Here is a 15,689-nt window from a genome sequence, read left to right as displayed (position 1 = left end):
TACAACGGCTGCCGTTCGACATTGTCGAACGGCGGCACCTTTGTCCTGAGCTGCGACACCCAGTAATCGTCCGATCACTCGATCGAACCTGAGGAAGCGCTGAGTGGGCCGGAATCAGACGTGCCAACCATTCGTTGACGTACGGCGTCTGGGGGTTGGGTCCAGTCGACTGACGGAGGGTCGGATGAATGTGTCGCTGCTGGGGGGATGGTTTCCGGCGATGCTCGACGTGCTGGCTGCCGGTTCGCTGATCGCCGCGATCGGGTGGCGGAACCGGGAGTGGCGGTTGCGTGCGGTGCCGCTGATCGCGGGGCTGGCGTTGGTGCTCACCGTGCTTGCGGCCTACCTGGGAGCCAACGCCGTCGGGGTGACGGATCCGTTGCCGTTCACGGTGTGGCTGTGGTTCGGGCTGGCCGTCGGGGCGCTGATCGTGCTGGCCGCCGGGTGGCGGACCGCGCGCTGGTGGCGGCGTGGGATGGCGGTCGTGGCGGCGGCGCTCGCCGCGCTGGTGTGTGCGAACGGGATCAACCAGTTCGTCGGCTACTACCCGACCATCGACGCCGCGGTGAACGACTGGTCGAACGCACCACTTCCGGGTCAGGTATCGATCGCGGGGCTCTCGCACGAGGCGAACGCGACCAAGGTGCCGGGCGCCGGGAAGCTCGTCGCGGTGAACATCCCCGACACGTACAGCCACTTCGCGCACCGGCAGGAGTTGGTCTACCTGCCGCCGATCTGGTTCGTCCGGACCGCGCACCGGCACCCGCTGCCGGTGGTCGAGCTGATCGGCGGTGAGCGCGGCGGCCCGGGTGACTGGGTCCGGCTCGGGAACGCCGTACAGGTGGCCGACCAGTACGCGAGCAAGCACCACGGGTACTCGCCGATCCTCGTGTTCGCCGACGCCACCCGGAAGTTCGACAACGACACCGAGTGCGTCAACGGTCCGCGCGGCAACTCCGCCGACCACCTCGACCAGGACATCCCGACGTACATCGAGAAGACCTTCGGCGCCTCAACCGACCCGGCGCAGTGGGCGGTCGCCGGGTTCTCGATGGGCGGAACCTGCGCGCTCGACCTGGTCGTCGAGCACCCGGACGTGTTCACCCACTTCATCGACATCTCCGGCGACCTCGCGCCGTACACGAGCACGCCGGCCGCCAGCCTGCACGACCTGTACGGCGGCAACGTGGCGCTCGAGAAGCAGAACGAGCCGCTCCTGGTAATGAAGGCGCACGGCAAGTACGTGGGCGTGAATGGGCTGTTCCTGACCAGCACCGAGGAGCACCGCCACCAGCGCGAGGCGGCGGAGCTGTCCAAGGCGGCCGCGAAGGTCGGGATCTGGTCGCGGGTCGAGATCTCCCCCGGCACGCACGTCTGGCAGTTCGCGGCGCCGGCGTTCGCTTCGGCCTATCCTTGGCTCGCCAACCAACTCGCCCTCGCGGGGCTGACGCACCACGACACCCAACTGGCCACCGGCGAGCACCACGAAACGAGGCACACGAAACCGGCGTGATCCAGACACTCCGACGGCTCGCCATCGGCCTGGTCGTCCTCACCGTCGTCACCGTGATCAGCGATGCCGACACGGTGAGCGAGGTCTTCCGGCCGCAACCTGCCGGCGAGGTCCACGTGGTGGCCCTCGGCGACTCCGTCACGTCCGGCACCAACTGCAACTGCTCGGCGTTCCCGCAGATGTACGGCGACCTGCTGCACGACCGCGACGGCAAGGCGGTCTCGGTCGAGAACATGGGCGTCGGCGGCATGGACTCGGGCGGACTCCTGCAGGCGCTCGACCAGCACGACTCGCCCACCCAGCTCGCCACGGCCGGCGCGAACGTCGTACTGCTGACGATCGGCGCGAACGACTTCGGCGACCACCACGACGACGTCACCAGCGGTCAGTGCGCCGGTGACTGCGTGTCCGACGAGTACGAGCAGCTGACCGTGAACCTGGACAAGATCCTGAACCGGATCCACACCCTCCGGGAGAACCTGCCGACCACGATCCTGGTGACGGGCTACTGGAACGTGTTCAAGGACGGCGACGTCGCCAGACGCCAGTACACCGAGAGCGGCCGGGTCGCCAGCGACCAGCTCACGGTCCGCACCAACGGCGCGATCAACGCCGCGGCCGTCGCGGACGACGCGACGTACGTCGACATCTACACCCCGTTCGAGCACAGCGCGAACATCACGTCCCTGCTCGCCTCCGACGGCGACCATCCCAACACGGCCGGCCACCAACTGATCGCCGACGTCCTCCTCGCCGCAACGCCCAACCCTTTGCCGGCGTCCCCACGTCAGGGAGGGTAGAGAGACTCGAAGGGGGACGACATGGCCGACCCGGCGGCTTTCGCCGAGTTCGCGGCCAGCAGGCACGGCGCACTGTTCAGGTACGCGTACCTGCTGACCGGCGACCGCGGCCTGGCCGAGGACCTGGTGCAGGAAGCCCTGGTCAAGACGTACGTCGGCTGGCATCGGCTGCGCGATCCGGGGAATGCCGAGGCCTACACGCGGCGCGCGATCACCACCACCATGATCGGGTGGTGGCGCCGGAAGTCGTGGCACGCCGAGCGCCCGAACGACGACGTACCGGATCGTCCCGTCCAGACCGACGACGGCACGGCACGCATCTGGTTGTGGCGTGAGCTGCAGAAACTGCCGCCGCGGCAACGGGCGGCACTGGTCTTGCGGTACTACGAGGACCTCACCGAGGTACAGACCGCCGACGTCCTCGGCTGCAGCGTCGGGACCGTGAAGAGCCAGGTCTCCGACGCACTCAAGAAACTCCGGGCCCGGCTGGGCCCCGACGTGGTACTGAAGGCGGGACTGACCGAATGAACAACCTGCTCCGCGACACCCTCGTCGAACGCGCCGACAGCATCGAGCCGCCACCGCTCGACCTCGCCGCAATCGTTGCAGCCGGCAACCGCCGCCGCTCCCGCCGGCGCGCCCTCGCCGTCATCGGTGGCAGCGCTGTGACCGTCGCCGGTGGTGGACTCGCCGTCGCTGCCGCCTCCCGTAAGCATCAGGTCCCGCCGCCCGTGCCCACGCCGTACAGCCAGCGCCGCGTCACGTATGCCCTCGGCTCCGCGATCCACTACGGACCGGACGTCATCTCGGTCGCGCCGCACAAGGTGAACGCGTTCGTCCAGACCGACACCGCATTCGTCTTCCTGAACGAGAAGAACGACATCCACGTTGCCGACGGCAACGGCGTACGGCCGCTCGGCAAGGGCGCCTGGAACCTCACCGGCGGCTTCGGCGGCAACTTCGTCGCCTGGGTCGAAGGCTTCAACGACCACGTCGAGTCGGTCGTGTACGACGTCTCAGCTCGCCACGAACTCGTCCGCGCCGCAATCGGCAACAGGATCCCGCCGAACGTGAGCCTCGTCACCGGCCCGCAGATCGTCGCCCTCGACGGCAACCAGGCGTACTTCGGAACACTCGACGGCCTGTATCGCTGGGACATCACCGCAAACAAGGGCGAGCGGATCGCAAAGGTCGCACCGGACGCAGTCCGCACCGTCACGGCCGGCCAGTTCGTCTACCAGCAGCCGCTCGAGCAGCGGCCGCCTGCCGTGAGTCTGGCGATCGCGAGCACCGTGTCGACGGCGGTCCCCGCCAAGTTCGGCGGCCAGCAGGCGTTTCTCTCGCCCAGGGCAAAGTACTTGGTGACCGAGCCGAACGACGCGCTGGTCCCGACCGAGCCAAGCTGGGGCGACTTGGCACTCTACGAGGTGGCAACCGCGCGCAAGATCGGCCTGCCCTACGCCTATGACAGGCTCTACTTCGGCCAGTGGCTCGACGACGACACGTTCGTTGCTGCAGGCAAGCGCCGGTTCTCGACAACAGAAGAGATGGACCTGCTCGTCGTCACCGCTGCAACAGGCAGGGTACAGGTCGCCGTCCCCGCGTTCGCCAAGCTCAGGTTCAGCACGACGCCGCCTCGGACGGCGCCGTTCTCCCTACCGACCGGCAAGCCGATCACGGACCTCTACTGATCAACCTTCCGGGCCGGGGTTTCGAGGTTCTCCGGGAAGTGGCAGGCGGTTTTGTGGCCGGGGGCCAGGTCGATCAGCGGGGGTTCTTGGGTCTTGCAGATTTCCTGGGCTTTCCAGCAGCGGGTGTGGAAGCGGCAGGCGGGGGGTGGGTTGATGGGGCTGGGGACGTCGCCCTGGAGGCGGATGCGTTCCTGCTTGGCCTTGCGCTTGGTGTCGGGGACCGGTACGGCCGACAGCAGAGCGACCGTGTACGGATGCATCGGGCGTTCGTACAGGCTGACGCGGTCGGCCAGCTCGACGATCTTGCCGAGGTACATGACCGCGACCCGGTCCGACACGTGCCGGACGACGGACAGGTCGTGGGCGATCATCACGTACGTCAGGTCGAACTCGTCCTGCAGGTCCTCGAGCAGGTTCACGACCTGGGCCTGGATCGACACGTCCAGTGCGGACACCGGCTCGTCGGCGACGATCAGCTTCGGGCGGAGCGCGAGCGTACGGGCGATGCCGATACGCTGCCGCTGACCTCCGGAGAACTCGTGCGGATACCGGTTGTAGTGCTCCGGCGACAGGCCGACCAGCTCGAGCAGCTCCTGCACGGCCTTCTTCACGCCGTGCTCGGTCTTCACCTTCTGCAGCTTGAACGGCGCGCCGACGATCTTGCCGACCGTGTGCCGCGGGTTCAGCGAACCGTACGGGTCCTGGAAGATCATCTGTATGTCGCGACGCATCGGCCGCATCCGGCCCTCGCTGAGGTGGCTGATGTCGCGGCCTTCGAAGACGATCTTGCCCGCGGTCGGCGTCTCCAGCCGGGTGAGCAGCCGCCCGGTGGTCGTCTTGCCACAACCGGACTCCCCGACCAGGGACAGCGTCTCGCCCTGCCGCACGCTGAACGTCAGGCCGTCGACGGCTTGTACGGCGCCGACCTGGCGCTGCAGCAGGCCCTTGCGGATCGGGAAGTGCTTGACGAGTCCGTCGACCGACAAGATCTCCTCGCCCAGCTGCCGTGCGGCGGGAGTGGATTCGGCGTCAGTAGTAGTCACAGTCGTCCCGTTCAGAGCTTCGGCTTGATGTCGGTCTCCCACGCCTCGCGGCGGTTCTGTGGGGAGAGGTGGCAGGCGACCAGGTGGCCGCCGCCGATGTCCAGCAGCTCCGGCCGTTCGGTCTCGCTGAGGCCGTTGTTCAGGCGTGCGTAGTTGCAGCGCGGGTTGAAGGCGCAGCCGTTCGGTACGTTGATCAGGCTCGGCGGCGTGCCCTTGATCGGGATCAGCCGCTCGCTGCGCTCCCGGTCGATCCGCGGCATCGAACCGAGCAGACCCCAGGTGTACGGGTGCTGCGGCTGGTCGAAGATGTCCTCGGCGGTGCCGTACTCCGCCGCGCGTCCGGCGTACATCACCTGGATGTCGTCGGCCAACTCGGCAACCACCCCGAGGTCGTGGGTGATGATGATGACCGCGGAGTTGAACTCGCGCTGCAGGTCCCGGATCAGGTCCAGAATCTGCGCCTGCACGGTGACGTCGAGGGCCGTGGTCGGCTCGTCGGCGATCAGCAGGTCCGGGTCGCAGGACAGCGCCATCGCGATCATCGCGCGCTGCCGCATCCCGCCCGAGAACTGGTGCGGGTACGCGTCCACGCGCTTGTCCGGCTGTGGGATACCGACGCGGTCGAGCATCTCGATCGCGTGCTTGCGCGCGACCGCCTTCGTCACCGCGTTGTGCACCCGGTACGCCTCGATGATCTGGGCGCCGACGGTGTAGTACGGGTGCATCGCCGACAGCGGATCCTGGAAGATCATCGCCATCCGCTTGCCGCGCAACTGCCGGACCTCGTCGGGTGTCGAGCTGATCAGGTCCTGCCCGTCGAGCAGCACCTCACCGGAGATCCGCGCCGTACCGGCCTTGTGCAGACCCATGATCGACAGGCTGGTCACGCTCTTGCCGGAGCCGGACTCGCCGACGATGCCCAGCGTCTTGCCGCGATCCAGGCTGAAGGACAACCCGTCGACGGACTTCACCAGACCGTCGTCGGTCGGGAAGTGCACCTTGAGGTCGCGAACCTGCAGGAACGCGTCGGAGTTCGCCGGGGAGTTCGCTGTCACTGAAGCCGCACTCTCGGGTCCACGACCGCGTACAGCAGGTCGACGACCAGGTTGGAGATCACGATGAAGAAGGCCGCGAGCAGGGTCACACCCATGATCTTGGGCATGTCCTGATCGGAGATACCGGTCACGGCGTACTTGCCCAGGCCGTTCAGGGAGAACACCTTCTCGGTCAGCACGGCGCCGCCGAGCAGCAGGCCGAGGTCCAGGCCGAAGATCGTCAGGATCGGGGTCAGCGCGGCCCGCAGGCCGTGCCGGACGACCACGACGTTCTCCTTCAGGCCCTTGGCCCGGGCGGTCCGGATGTAGTCCTCGTTCATCGTCTCGAGCATGCCTGCCCGGGTGAGCCGCGCGTACTGCGCCGAGAACAGGAAGGCCAACGTGATCCATGGCAGCAGCAGTCCCTGCGCCCACTCGATCGGGTTCTGGGTGATCGGCACGTAGGAGCCGCCACCCTTGAATATCTGGAGCTTGTAGCTGAACAACGCCAGCGCCATCAGGCCGGTCCAGAAGATCGGCATCGAGACGCCGGCCAGCGCCAGCGACATCGCCGCCCGGTCGAAGATGCTGCCGCGCCGCAGCGCCGACAACACCCCGATGGCAACACCACCGACGAGCCACAGGATCGACGCACCGGCGGCCAGCGACAGCGTCACCGGCGCTCGGTCGAGCAGGTCCGGCCAGACCGGCTGGCGGGTGATGAACGAATAACCGAGGCAGGGCGCCGGGCAGTGATCGACCTCGCTACCCATGTCGTAGCTGGCACCGACGAAGATGCCCTTCGCCCAGTGCGCGTACTGCACGGTGATCGGATCGTAGAACCCGAGTCGCTCGGCCGTCAGGTGCACCGTTTCGGCGGTCGCCGTCCGGCCGACGTACCTGGTCGCGAGCGTCTCGGCGGACGCGCCGGCCAGCCGCGGGACCAGATAGAAGATCGAGAACGTGATGACGCTCACGATGAACAACAGACCGATCGCGGCGGCCAGCCGCCGGATGATGTATGCGATCACAGACCTCGGCATCGGTGACCGATCCGGGACGTCGTCCCGGACCGGCCACCAACGGCCTTCACCTACCTAATCTCGAAAGGAGCGACGGGGTTACTGCTTGCCGAACGCCGTGTAGTCGTACATGCCGAACTGCGGGTTGACGAAGACGTTCGTCAGGTTCTTGCCCCGCAGCAGCAGGCTCTTGGCGTAGACACCCGGGTAGATGACCGCTTCCTCCATCACCCGCTTGTCGATGGCACCCCATTCGGACTCGCGCTTGGTCTTGTCGAGCTCGCCGACCGCCGCATCGAGCATCTTGTCGACCTCGGGAATCCGGACGCTGGTGTTCGACGAGCCACCGGTCTCCCGGATGACCCGCGAGTCGGTGATCTGCGACAGGAAGCCGAAGCCGTCGTTCCAGTCCGCACCCCAGCCGTTGACGACCAGGCCGAGGTTGTTCTTCGCCACGTACGGCGGGTTGCCGGCGTACGTCGAGAAGTAGTCCTTCTTCGGGAACGGACGCGGCGTGACCTTGATGCCGATCTTGGCCAGCTGCTGCTGGAACGCCTCGGCGGTGGCCTTCTCCTTGGGCCGCTCGGCCCGGTAGGAGATGTTCGTCGAGAAGCCGTTCGGCTGACCACAGTCCTTCAGGGCCTGCTTGGCCTTGTCCAGGTCACCCTTGCCGTCCGGCGTCGGGTACAGGTCGAACTTCTGGTAGCCCGGAACGATCGGCGGCATCAGCGTGGTCGCCAGGTCGCCACCGGAGAACGGACCGCCGTACGCGGTCTGGTACGACGTCTTGTCCATGCCGTACTCGATCGCCTTGCGGCAGTTGATGTTGTCGAACGGCTTCACCGTCGGGTTGATCGAGGTGTACCAGAGCCGCGACAGCGTCGCGTTGTCGGCGCGCGCCTTCAGGTTCGGGTCACCCAGCACCCGGCTCTGGGTCGCCGCGGTGACACCGGTACCGGCCAGCGCCACGTCGACGTCACCGGAGATCAGCCGGTTGTCGATGTCCTCGGCGTCGACGTTCATCTGCATGTCGTAGCCGTCCGGCAGCGCCTTCCGGTTCGGGTCGGTCGAAGCGTCCCACGCGGGGTTGCGCTTCAGCACGTAGCTCTTGCCGTCCGCGTAGCTGGCGAACATGTACGGGCCGGAGGCCACCACGTGCTGCTTGTACTTCCCGCCCTGGTCCTTCGCGACCGGGACCGGGATGGTCTGCGGCGTCATCGCGAGGTAGTCCATGCCGGCGAACGGCGCCTTCAGGTGGAACACGATCGTGTAGTTGTCCGGCGTGCTGATCGCCGAGTCGGTGTTCATTCCCTTGGACTTGTACGGACCGGCCCATCCCTTCGGCCAGTTCAGCATCGAGTCGAAGTACGCCGGGCCGTCCGGGAACGTCTGCTTGTCCGTGGACCGCTCGATCCCGTACTTGACGTCCTGGGCGTGGATCTCGGTGCCGTCCTCGAACTTCACGCCCTTGCGGAGCGTGTAGGTCCAGGTCTTGCCGCCGTCGCTGGCCTTGCCGACGTCCGTGGCCAGGTCACCGACGAGCTTGTTGCTCGCGTCTCCGGGCGCCACCGTGAACATCGTCAGGGCCCGGCCGTAGAGCCGGATCATGTTCCACTGGCTGCCGTAGTAGGTGTCGCCCGGGTCGACGGAGTCAGGCGCGCTCTCGTCCGCGAACTTGACGATGCCGCCCTTCTTGTCGGACGGGTTGAACACCTTGGTCAGGCCGGCGTTGAACTCGGCCTTCGTCGTGCCTCCGGAGCTGCCGCTGCTGTTGTTGCTGCCTCCCCCACAGGCCGACAGCCCGAGTGCGAGCGCCACACCTGCGGCGGTCGCGAACTTCATTCGTTTGGTGTTCATCGTTTCCGATCTCACCCCTTCTTCTCAGGAGCTTGCCAGGACTTCGGTGGAGTTAGCGGGAGCGGGGGTCGAGGGCGTCACGCAGACCGTCCCCGAACAAGTTGAAGGAGAGCACGGTCACGAAGATGGCCAGGCCGGGCCACAACATGAAGTGCGGCATCGTGTAGAAGGTGACGGCGTCCGACAGCATGCCGCCCCAGGACGCGGTCGGCGGCCGGATCCCGACTCCGAGGAACGACAGCGCCGCCTCGAAGAGGATGTTGGTCGGGATCAGCAGCGTCGAGTAGACCAGGATCGGGCCGAGCAGGTTCGGCAGCAGCTCGGTGAACAGGATGTACGGCCGGCGGGCGCCGAGGCTGCGCGCGGCGTCGACGTACTCACGTTCCCGCAGGGACAGGGTCTGGCCACGGATGATCCGGCCGATGTACGGCCAGTTGAAGAAGCCGACGATGAAGATCAGCAGGACCACGCGCAGCGTGTTGCCCTGCAGCCCGAAGGCCGAGTCCGGCATCACGCCGGCCAGCGCGATCGCGAAGACCAGCAGCGGGAAGGCCAGGAAGATGTCCATCAGCCGGCTGATCACCGCGTCCACCCAGCCGCCGAAGAAACCCGCCACGATGCCCATCGTGGTGCCGATGGCCACCGACAGCAGCGTGGCGAAGAACGCGATCAGCAGCGAGATCCGGGAACCGTAGACGACCCGGCTGAAGATGTCCCGGCCGTTCACCGGCTCGAGCCCCATCAGGTGCTGCCAGCTGATCCCACCGAACGAGCCGAGCGGCGCGAGGGTGCCGTTCTTGGTGTCGATGAGGTTCTCGTGGAACTCGTTCGGCGGGTTGCCGAACGCCTTCACGATCAGCGGCGCGAAGACCGCCATCAGGATCAGCAGCACGACGACGACCGCCCCGGCCATCGCGACCTTGTCGCGCTTCAGCCGGGTCCACGAGATCCGCCACAGCGAACGGCCTTCGATCCGCGGAGTGCCCTGAAGAATCGCTTCCGGCTCCCCCGACGCGCCCGGCTCGACCTCGAGTGGTGTGGTCACGCGCTGGCTACCCCTGTCCGCTGTAAGAATTTCGACGACCGCACCCGATGCGGCAGTTGCCTAAACCTGCCGCCATTACGGTGCGGAGTCAAACGCCGGAAGTGCTGCGTTGCCCGATCGTGATCGTCAGGAAATCGTCCCGTATCGTGGACATTCCGCAGTAAACCACGGCGTCGCACCGACGGTCGCCAGGACCTCGCGAACCGTTACTGCCATGGCATTTTTGTGTCAGGGCCGTGATCAGGGCCGTGTCAGCGCCCTGTCGGCAACCTGATCAGCGCCGTAATCCGGCGAGATACACGAAAGACAGCGGGTCAGGGGCCGTTTTCAGGTTCTCCAGGTCCTTCGCGGCGACCACAGAGACGCGGCCCTGCCAGATCGGGATCACCGGTACGTCGTGCGCGATCACTCCCTGTAGCTGCCCGATCAGGTCGTCGCGCTTCAGGCCGTTCTGTTCGGTCCGTTCCTGCTGCAGCAACTTCGTCGCCGCCGAGGAGCGGTAGCCGTTCTGCAACGGTGTGTCGGTGACGAACGGCGCCAGGTAGTCGTCAGCGTCCGGGTACTGCGGCGTCCAGGCGGTCTGGTACAGGTCGTACGCCCCGGCCTTCGTCGCGACCTGGTACTGCGGCCACTCGGCGCTGCGCAAGGTCACCCGGAACAACCCGGTCGCCTCCAGCTGCCGCTTCAGCTCCAGCACCTCGGCCTTGGCCCCGGCGCCGTACTGCGACGGCGTCCACCCGACCGTCAGCGGGACCGGTACGGCGATGTTCGCGTCCCTCAGGATCGTTGCCGCGGCGGCCTTGCTCGGCTGCTTGAACTCGGTCCTGAAGGCGTCGACCTGCCCGCCGAAGCCGGGTGGTACGACGGAGAACAGCGGCGACACGTGATCGCCGTACGCCTTCTTCGCGATCGCGGACCGGTCGATCACCTGGGCGACGGCACGCCGGATCGCCGGGTTCCGGGACAGCAACGACTTCATCTGGAACGCGAACAGCCGGATCTCCGCGGAGCCGGTGTCGACGATCTGGACCTGACCGGCCTTGCGCAGGTTGTCGAGCAGGTTCGGGCCGAGGCCGTGGAAGGCCAGGTCGGCCTTGCCGGTGGTGATCGCCTGGTACACCGCGTTCGAGTCGGCGGCCGTGCTGATCGTGACGCCGTCGTTCTGCGCCGCCCGCGGGCCGCGGTACCCGGCGAACTTGGTCAGCGCGAGCTCGGCGCCGGCCTTGTACCCGGCGAGCTCGTACGGTCCACTGCCCATCGCCTTGTCCTCGAGCAGGCCGTCGGCCGGGTACGACTGTTCGTCGACGATCGACGCCGCGGTCGTGGTCAGCAGGTAGGGCAGCCGCGCGTCTGGGGTGGTCAGGTTGAACACCGCCGTCAGCGGGTCCGGCGTACTGACCGACTTCACCGACGAGAACAGCGGCGCCAGTCCCCCGGGCGTCCGCAGCCGGACCAGCCGGTCGAAGCTGAACTTCACGTCCGAGGAGGTCAGGTCGTGCCCGTTCGGGAAGGTCAGCTTCTCCTTCAGGCTGCACGTGTACGTCGTCGGCGAGTCGAACTGGCAGTCCGCCGCGTCCGGGACCGGCGTCGGCTTGTCCGGGAGGATCGTCAGCAGCGTCTGGTACAGGTTCGCCTGGACGGTCCGCGAGGCCAGGTCGTAGGGCCCGGCCGGGTCGAGGGAGGTGACCGAGTCGGTGGTCGCCATCCTCAGCAGCATCAGCTTCGGCGTCTGCTCCCCCGGGTGCGGGGCGTTGTCGTCCGGTTCACCGCAGGCAGCCAGGCAGATTCCCAGCGCACCGCCAGCAACGGCCGCCGACACTCGGCGCACCCACTCACTCACCGTCTCACCTCTCCCCAGCCCACAAACTCAACAACGCCCCCACGGGCTCCAAGTGACGGTAGCTCGTCAACGGAGCAACGAGCGGAGTGACTCCGGCGTGAGCGGTTCCAGCGACTTGACCACGAGCCGCCGCGGGGCGTCCGGGATGCTGATCCACTGCGGTACGGCGACGACGTACATACCGGCCGCTGTACCGGCCTGCGTACCGGTCATCGAGTCCTCGATCACCACGCAGTTCGCCGGGTCGACGCCAAGCTGCTCGGCCGCCGTCAGGTACGGCTCGGGGTGCGGCTTGCCGAGCGTCACCTCGTCACCGGCCACGATCACGTCGAACGGATCCGGCGGCAGGTGCCCGAGGACGGCGTCGATCATCGTCCGGTACGACGCCGAGACCAGGGCGCAGGGAACCGCCTCCTTGCGCAGCGCCTGCAGCAGGTCGAGCGCACCCGGCTGGAACGTGACCTCGCGGCGGAGCGCCCGGACCACCTCTGCGAACATCCGGTCCGCCAGCTGGTCGCCGGTGATCACGCCCGCCGGGATCCGCGCCATCCACACCTCGACCGCGTCCCGCAGGTCGCTGCCGATCAAGGACATGCAGTCCTCGAGTGTCCAGGTCGCGCCGAGCTCCGCGAGCAGCTCCAGCTGCACCTCCGCCCAGACCTTCTCGGAGTCGACCAACGTCCCGTCCATGTCCCACAGCACCGCTTGCAGGGCCGGCAACTACCGCTCCTCTACTCCGTCTCCACCACTTTGAGAAGCCACCAACCACTTTCGAGCGCCGAAAACGGTTGGTGGCTTCTCAAAGTCTCGGTGTTCATTCTCGCTGGTGGGGCTGGGGGTGGGGACGGCGGGTGCGCAGCGACACGTTCCGCCAGGGGTGAAACGCGGCGCGTGGCGACGGCCGAACACGTAGGCTGGCACTCCGGTTTCCGGTGACCCGCCGGATTGGCTACAGAGACGACAGGGGGGCCTGCGAGTGGTTGACCTCGCGAACCTGAGGGACCCGGTCGTGATCGCCGCGTTCGAGGGCTGGAACGACGCGGCCGAGGCCGCCACCGGAGCGGTCGACCACCTGATCGACGAGTGGGACGCGGAGCTCGTCACGGAGATCGACCCCGAGGACTACTACGACTACCAGGTGAACCGGCCCCGGGTCGACATCGACGACGACGGCGTCCGCCGGCTGACCTGGCCGACGACCCGGATCTACCTGGCCCGCCCGGGCGACACCGGCCGCGACGTGCTGCTGATCCGCGGCGTCGAACCGAACATGCGCTGGCGCGCGTTCTCCAAGGAGCTGCTGCAGCTCGTCGACGAGTCGAACGCGCAGATCGTCGTCGTGCTCGGCGCGCTGCTCGCGGACTCGCCGCACACCCGGCCGATCCCGGTGTCCGCGACATCGTCCGACGAGGAGCTGTCGGCGGCGTGGAGCCTGGAGCCGTCGACGTACGAGGGGCCGACCGGGATCACCGGCGTCTTCGCCGACCTGTGCAGCACGCTCGGCGTCCCGTCGGTGTCGATCTGGTCCGCGATCCCGCACTACATCGCCGGTACGCCGTGCCCGAAGGCGTCGCTGGCGCTGCTCGGCAAGATCGAGGAGCTGCTCGACCTGACCATCCCCGAGGGCGAGCTGCCCGAGCTGGCCCGGGCCTGGCAGCGCGGCGCCGACGAGCTCAGCGAGGAGGACCCGGAGGTCGCGGAGTACGTGCAGTCGCTCGAGGAGCAGCGCGACACCGCCGACCTGCCCGAGGCCACCGGCGAAGCCATCGCCGCCGAGTTCGAGCGCTACCTGAAACGCCGCAACAAGAATCACCCGGGCGAGTAGGACATTGCCTCGCAGAGCGACGTCTGGTTGACCACGAGTGACGACATCGCAGAGCACTATCTGCACTATCTGGCGGTGTAACCCCGCGAGCTGTGGCGCGTTGTTACCAGTGGGTTTATATTCGACCGCACTACTGGGGGGTGACGGCGTGCCGTCACCGGGACCACGGGGAGCAATCAGATGCGCGACGAGCGGGGCGGGAGCTCGATCCCTGCGCTGGCTGTGCTCGTCCTGCTCGGCGTGGTCGCCGCCGTCGGCATCTTCGGTAACAAGGACCACCCCACCCCGGTCGACCTGACCACACTGGCCGCGTCGACGACCGCCACCACGATCGCCACCGCGCCGCTCGACACCGACCCGTTCTCCGGGACAAGCGGCGTGGTCGTACACCCGCGGTCCGAGGTCGCGCTGTTCAGCTCCCCCGACGCCGGCGACGCGTTCGGGAAAATCGCACCCACCCAGTTCGGTCCGACCTGGTTGCCGGTCGTGGACCAGACCGACGGCTGGGTCCGGGTGCTGCTCCCCTCGAAGCCGAACCGATCCACCGGTTGGCTTCAGGACGAGGACCTCGACCGGGCCACCTCGTCGTACCTGATCCGCGTGCACACCAGTTCGCGGACGCTGGAGCTCTTCGAGAACAACAAGAGCCTGGGCAGCTGGAAGGCCGGGGTCGGCGCGAAGAAGACGCCGACGCCGCCGGGCCGGACGTTCCTGCTCGGCTCGATCATCGACCACAAGCGCTCGGCGTCGCCGATCGTGCTCCCGTTGGGTGCGCACAGTCCCACCTTGGACACGTTCGGTGGCGGACCTGGTACCGTCGCGATCCACGGCTGGCCGAATCCGCACGTGTTCGGTGCGGCGATCAGCGCGGGCTGCGTCCGGGTGCCGAAGACGGCGCTCGCCGATCTGCAGAAGGTTCCGCTCGGGACGCTCGTCCTGATCGACAGCAAATAAGGAGATTCCGATGCGACGCCCACTGACTCCGACGGTGCTGACGGCTGCGGCCGTGGCCGGCGTCGTGACGTTCAGCCTGGTCGCGAGTGCCCCCCTCGGCAACGCAGCGGCCCGCCCCTCCTCCGCGTACGCGGTCAGCGCCGACGGCCAGGTGCCGATCCCGAAGACGCCGTACGCCGAGTCGCTCGACGGCAAGCGGCAGACGACGTCCGCGCTCGAGCTCCCGCAGAACCCGCTGCTCTCGGTCCGGGCCGGTACGGCGACCGCGGGCAACGACTCGGCGTCGGTCGAGCTGTTCGACATCGTCGTCGGGCCGGACATCCTCAGCCAGGTGAAGGTCCCGCCGGAGCTCAAGCAGCAGTGCGCGAACCTGCCGAAGACCGGCGTCTCCGACCTGCCGCTGCCCGACCTCGCGCTGCCCGGCCTGCCCAGCCTGCCGGCGCTGAGCACCAAGGACCTGCCGGTGAAGAACCTGCCGGACCTGTGCAACCTGCTGCTGACGCCGCCGAAGTCGCTGCTCGCGATCGACTCCCTGAACGTGTGGTGCTCCGGCGGCAAGGGCGGCATCGACATCGGCTCGCTGACGCTGCTCGGTCAGACCGTCAAGGTACCGACCACAACGCAAGGCGCCGCCCTGCCGTCCAACCCGCTGGCGAGCATCAAGGTCAACACCCAGGCCAAGCACTCCGACGGTGCCTTCACCGTCACCGGCCTGACCATCGAACTGGGCGGCGGCGCCGAAACCATCAACCTCGCGTCGGCCACCTGCGCCAAGCCGGCCGCCAAACCCAAGCCCACCCCGAAGCCCCCGGTGGACAACCCCGCCCCACCCCAGGTCAACACCCCACCGGCAGCCCCGGTCCCGACCCCGGTCAAGACGCACCAGGCCGTCACCGGCTGACGATCCACAGCACAGAACCCTCGCCCCGTCCGGGTCGAGGGTTCTTGCATTCAGCAACCAGCTACTGAGCTAGATGTGATGTCCAGGGAGGTTGGTCAGTCGGGTGATGGGTGGTTGGCCTCCGATGGCGGAGTGGGGTCGGTGGTGATTGTAGAAGTGGAGCC

Annotated in this window: 14 protein-coding genes; 7 read left to right on the top strand and 7 right to left on the bottom strand. The window is 67.5% G+C overall.

The annotated features are described in order from the left end of the window. The first annotated feature begins 184 nt into the window (after positions 1 to 184). Genes ACZ5BU_RS08600 through ACZ5BU_RS08585 form a run of 4 tightly spaced genes read left to right on the top strand, consistent with a single transcriptional unit; the run spans position 185 to position 4,004 of the window. A complete protein-coding gene (locus ACZ5BU_RS08600; RefSeq protein WP_465696769.1) occupies positions 185 to 1,513 on the top strand; it encodes an alpha/beta hydrolase in 1,329 nt (442 codons plus the stop codon). Then, positions 1,510 to 2,313, top strand: coding sequence for an SGNH/GDSL hydrolase family protein (locus ACZ5BU_RS08595; RefSeq protein WP_465696767.1), 804 nt, complete (start codon positions 1,510 to 1,512; stop codon positions 2,311 to 2,313). The genes ACZ5BU_RS08600 and ACZ5BU_RS08595 overlap by 4 nt, the downstream gene beginning before the upstream one ends. Before the next feature lie 21 nt (positions 2,314 to 2,334). Then, positions 2,335 to 2,841 carry a SigE family RNA polymerase sigma factor gene (locus tag ACZ5BU_RS08590; RefSeq protein ID WP_465696765.1) on the top strand — a complete coding sequence of 169 codons (507 nt, stop codon included), beginning with the start codon at positions 2,335 to 2,337 and terminating at the stop codon, positions 2,839 to 2,841. Then, a complete protein-coding gene (locus ACZ5BU_RS08585) occupies positions 2,838 to 4,004 on the top strand; it encodes a hypothetical protein (RefSeq protein ID WP_465696764.1) in 1,167 nt (388 codons plus the stop codon). Before ACZ5BU_RS08590 ends, ACZ5BU_RS08585 begins: the two co-directional genes overlap by 4 nt. Here the strand turns inward: ACZ5BU_RS08585 and ACZ5BU_RS08580 are convergent. From ACZ5BU_RS08580 to ACZ5BU_RS08550, 7 genes are all read right to left on the bottom strand, one after another. Next, positions 3,998 to 5,047, bottom strand: coding sequence for an ABC transporter ATP-binding protein (locus ACZ5BU_RS08580; protein WP_465696762.1), 1,050 nt, complete (start codon positions 5,045 to 5,047; stop codon positions 3,998 to 4,000). The two genes, ACZ5BU_RS08585 and ACZ5BU_RS08580, sit on opposite strands and share 7 nt — an antisense overlap. A gap of 11 nt (positions 5,048 to 5,058) precedes the next feature. Next, complete coding sequence (locus ACZ5BU_RS08575) at positions 5,059 to 6,102, bottom strand: ABC transporter ATP-binding protein (protein ID WP_465696760.1); 1,044 nt, start codon at positions 6,100 to 6,102, stop codon at positions 5,059 to 5,061. Beyond that, the gene (locus tag ACZ5BU_RS08570; RefSeq protein ID WP_465696759.1) at positions 6,099 to 7,124 is read right to left on the bottom strand and encodes an ABC transporter permease; all 1,026 of its coding nucleotides are present in this window, start codon (positions 7,122 to 7,124) and stop codon (positions 6,099 to 6,101) included. Before ACZ5BU_RS08570 ends, ACZ5BU_RS08575 begins: the two co-directional genes overlap by 4 nt. A gap of 78 nt (positions 7,125 to 7,202) precedes the next feature. Beyond that, the gene (locus ACZ5BU_RS08565) at positions 7,203 to 8,960 is read right to left on the bottom strand and encodes an ABC transporter substrate-binding protein (protein WP_465696757.1); all 1,758 of its coding nucleotides are present in this window, start codon (positions 8,958 to 8,960) and stop codon (positions 7,203 to 7,205) included. Between the two features lie 52 nt (positions 8,961 to 9,012). Then, positions 9,013 to 10,005, bottom strand: coding sequence for an ABC transporter permease (locus tag ACZ5BU_RS08560; RefSeq protein ID WP_465696755.1), 993 nt, complete (start codon positions 10,003 to 10,005; stop codon positions 9,013 to 9,015). A gap of 274 nt (positions 10,006 to 10,279) precedes the next feature. Next, positions 10,280 to 11,845: an ABC transporter substrate-binding protein gene (locus tag ACZ5BU_RS08555; protein ID WP_465696753.1), complete on the bottom strand. Its 1,566-nt coding sequence runs from the start codon at positions 11,843 to 11,845 to the stop codon at positions 10,280 to 10,282. A gap of 66 nt (positions 11,846 to 11,911) precedes the next feature. Then, entirely contained in the window at positions 11,912 to 12,565 is a 654-nt protein-coding gene (locus ACZ5BU_RS08550; RefSeq protein ID WP_465696751.1) for an HAD family hydrolase, read from the bottom strand. 256 nt (positions 12,566 to 12,821) lie between these two features. Here ACZ5BU_RS08550 and ACZ5BU_RS08545 point away from each other — a divergent pair, with 256 nt between their 5' ends. The 3 genes from ACZ5BU_RS08545 (at position 12,822) to ACZ5BU_RS08535 (ending at position 15,525) form a co-directional block, all read left to right on the top strand. Beyond that, positions 12,822 to 13,670, top strand: a complete 849-nt coding sequence (locus ACZ5BU_RS08545) for a PAC2 family protein (protein WP_465696749.1) — start codon at positions 12,822 to 12,824, stop codon at positions 13,668 to 13,670. Positions 13,671 to 13,850: 180 nt separating this feature from the next. Next, entirely contained in the window at positions 13,851 to 14,624 is a 774-nt protein-coding gene (locus ACZ5BU_RS08540; RefSeq protein ID WP_465696747.1) for a L,D-transpeptidase, read from the top strand. A 10-nt stretch (positions 14,625 to 14,634) separates the two neighbouring features. Next, on the top strand, positions 14,635 to 15,525 hold the full coding sequence (locus ACZ5BU_RS08535) for a hypothetical protein (protein ID WP_465696745.1): 891 nt from the start codon (positions 14,635 to 14,637) through the stop codon (positions 15,523 to 15,525). The last annotated feature ends 164 nt before the right edge of the window (positions 15,526 to 15,689 follow it).

The organism is Kribbella sp. NPDC031520 (genome assembly GCF_055580825.1).
Note: the sequence above shows the minus strand (reverse complement) of the source record. Positions and strands in the feature narration are given on the sequence as shown.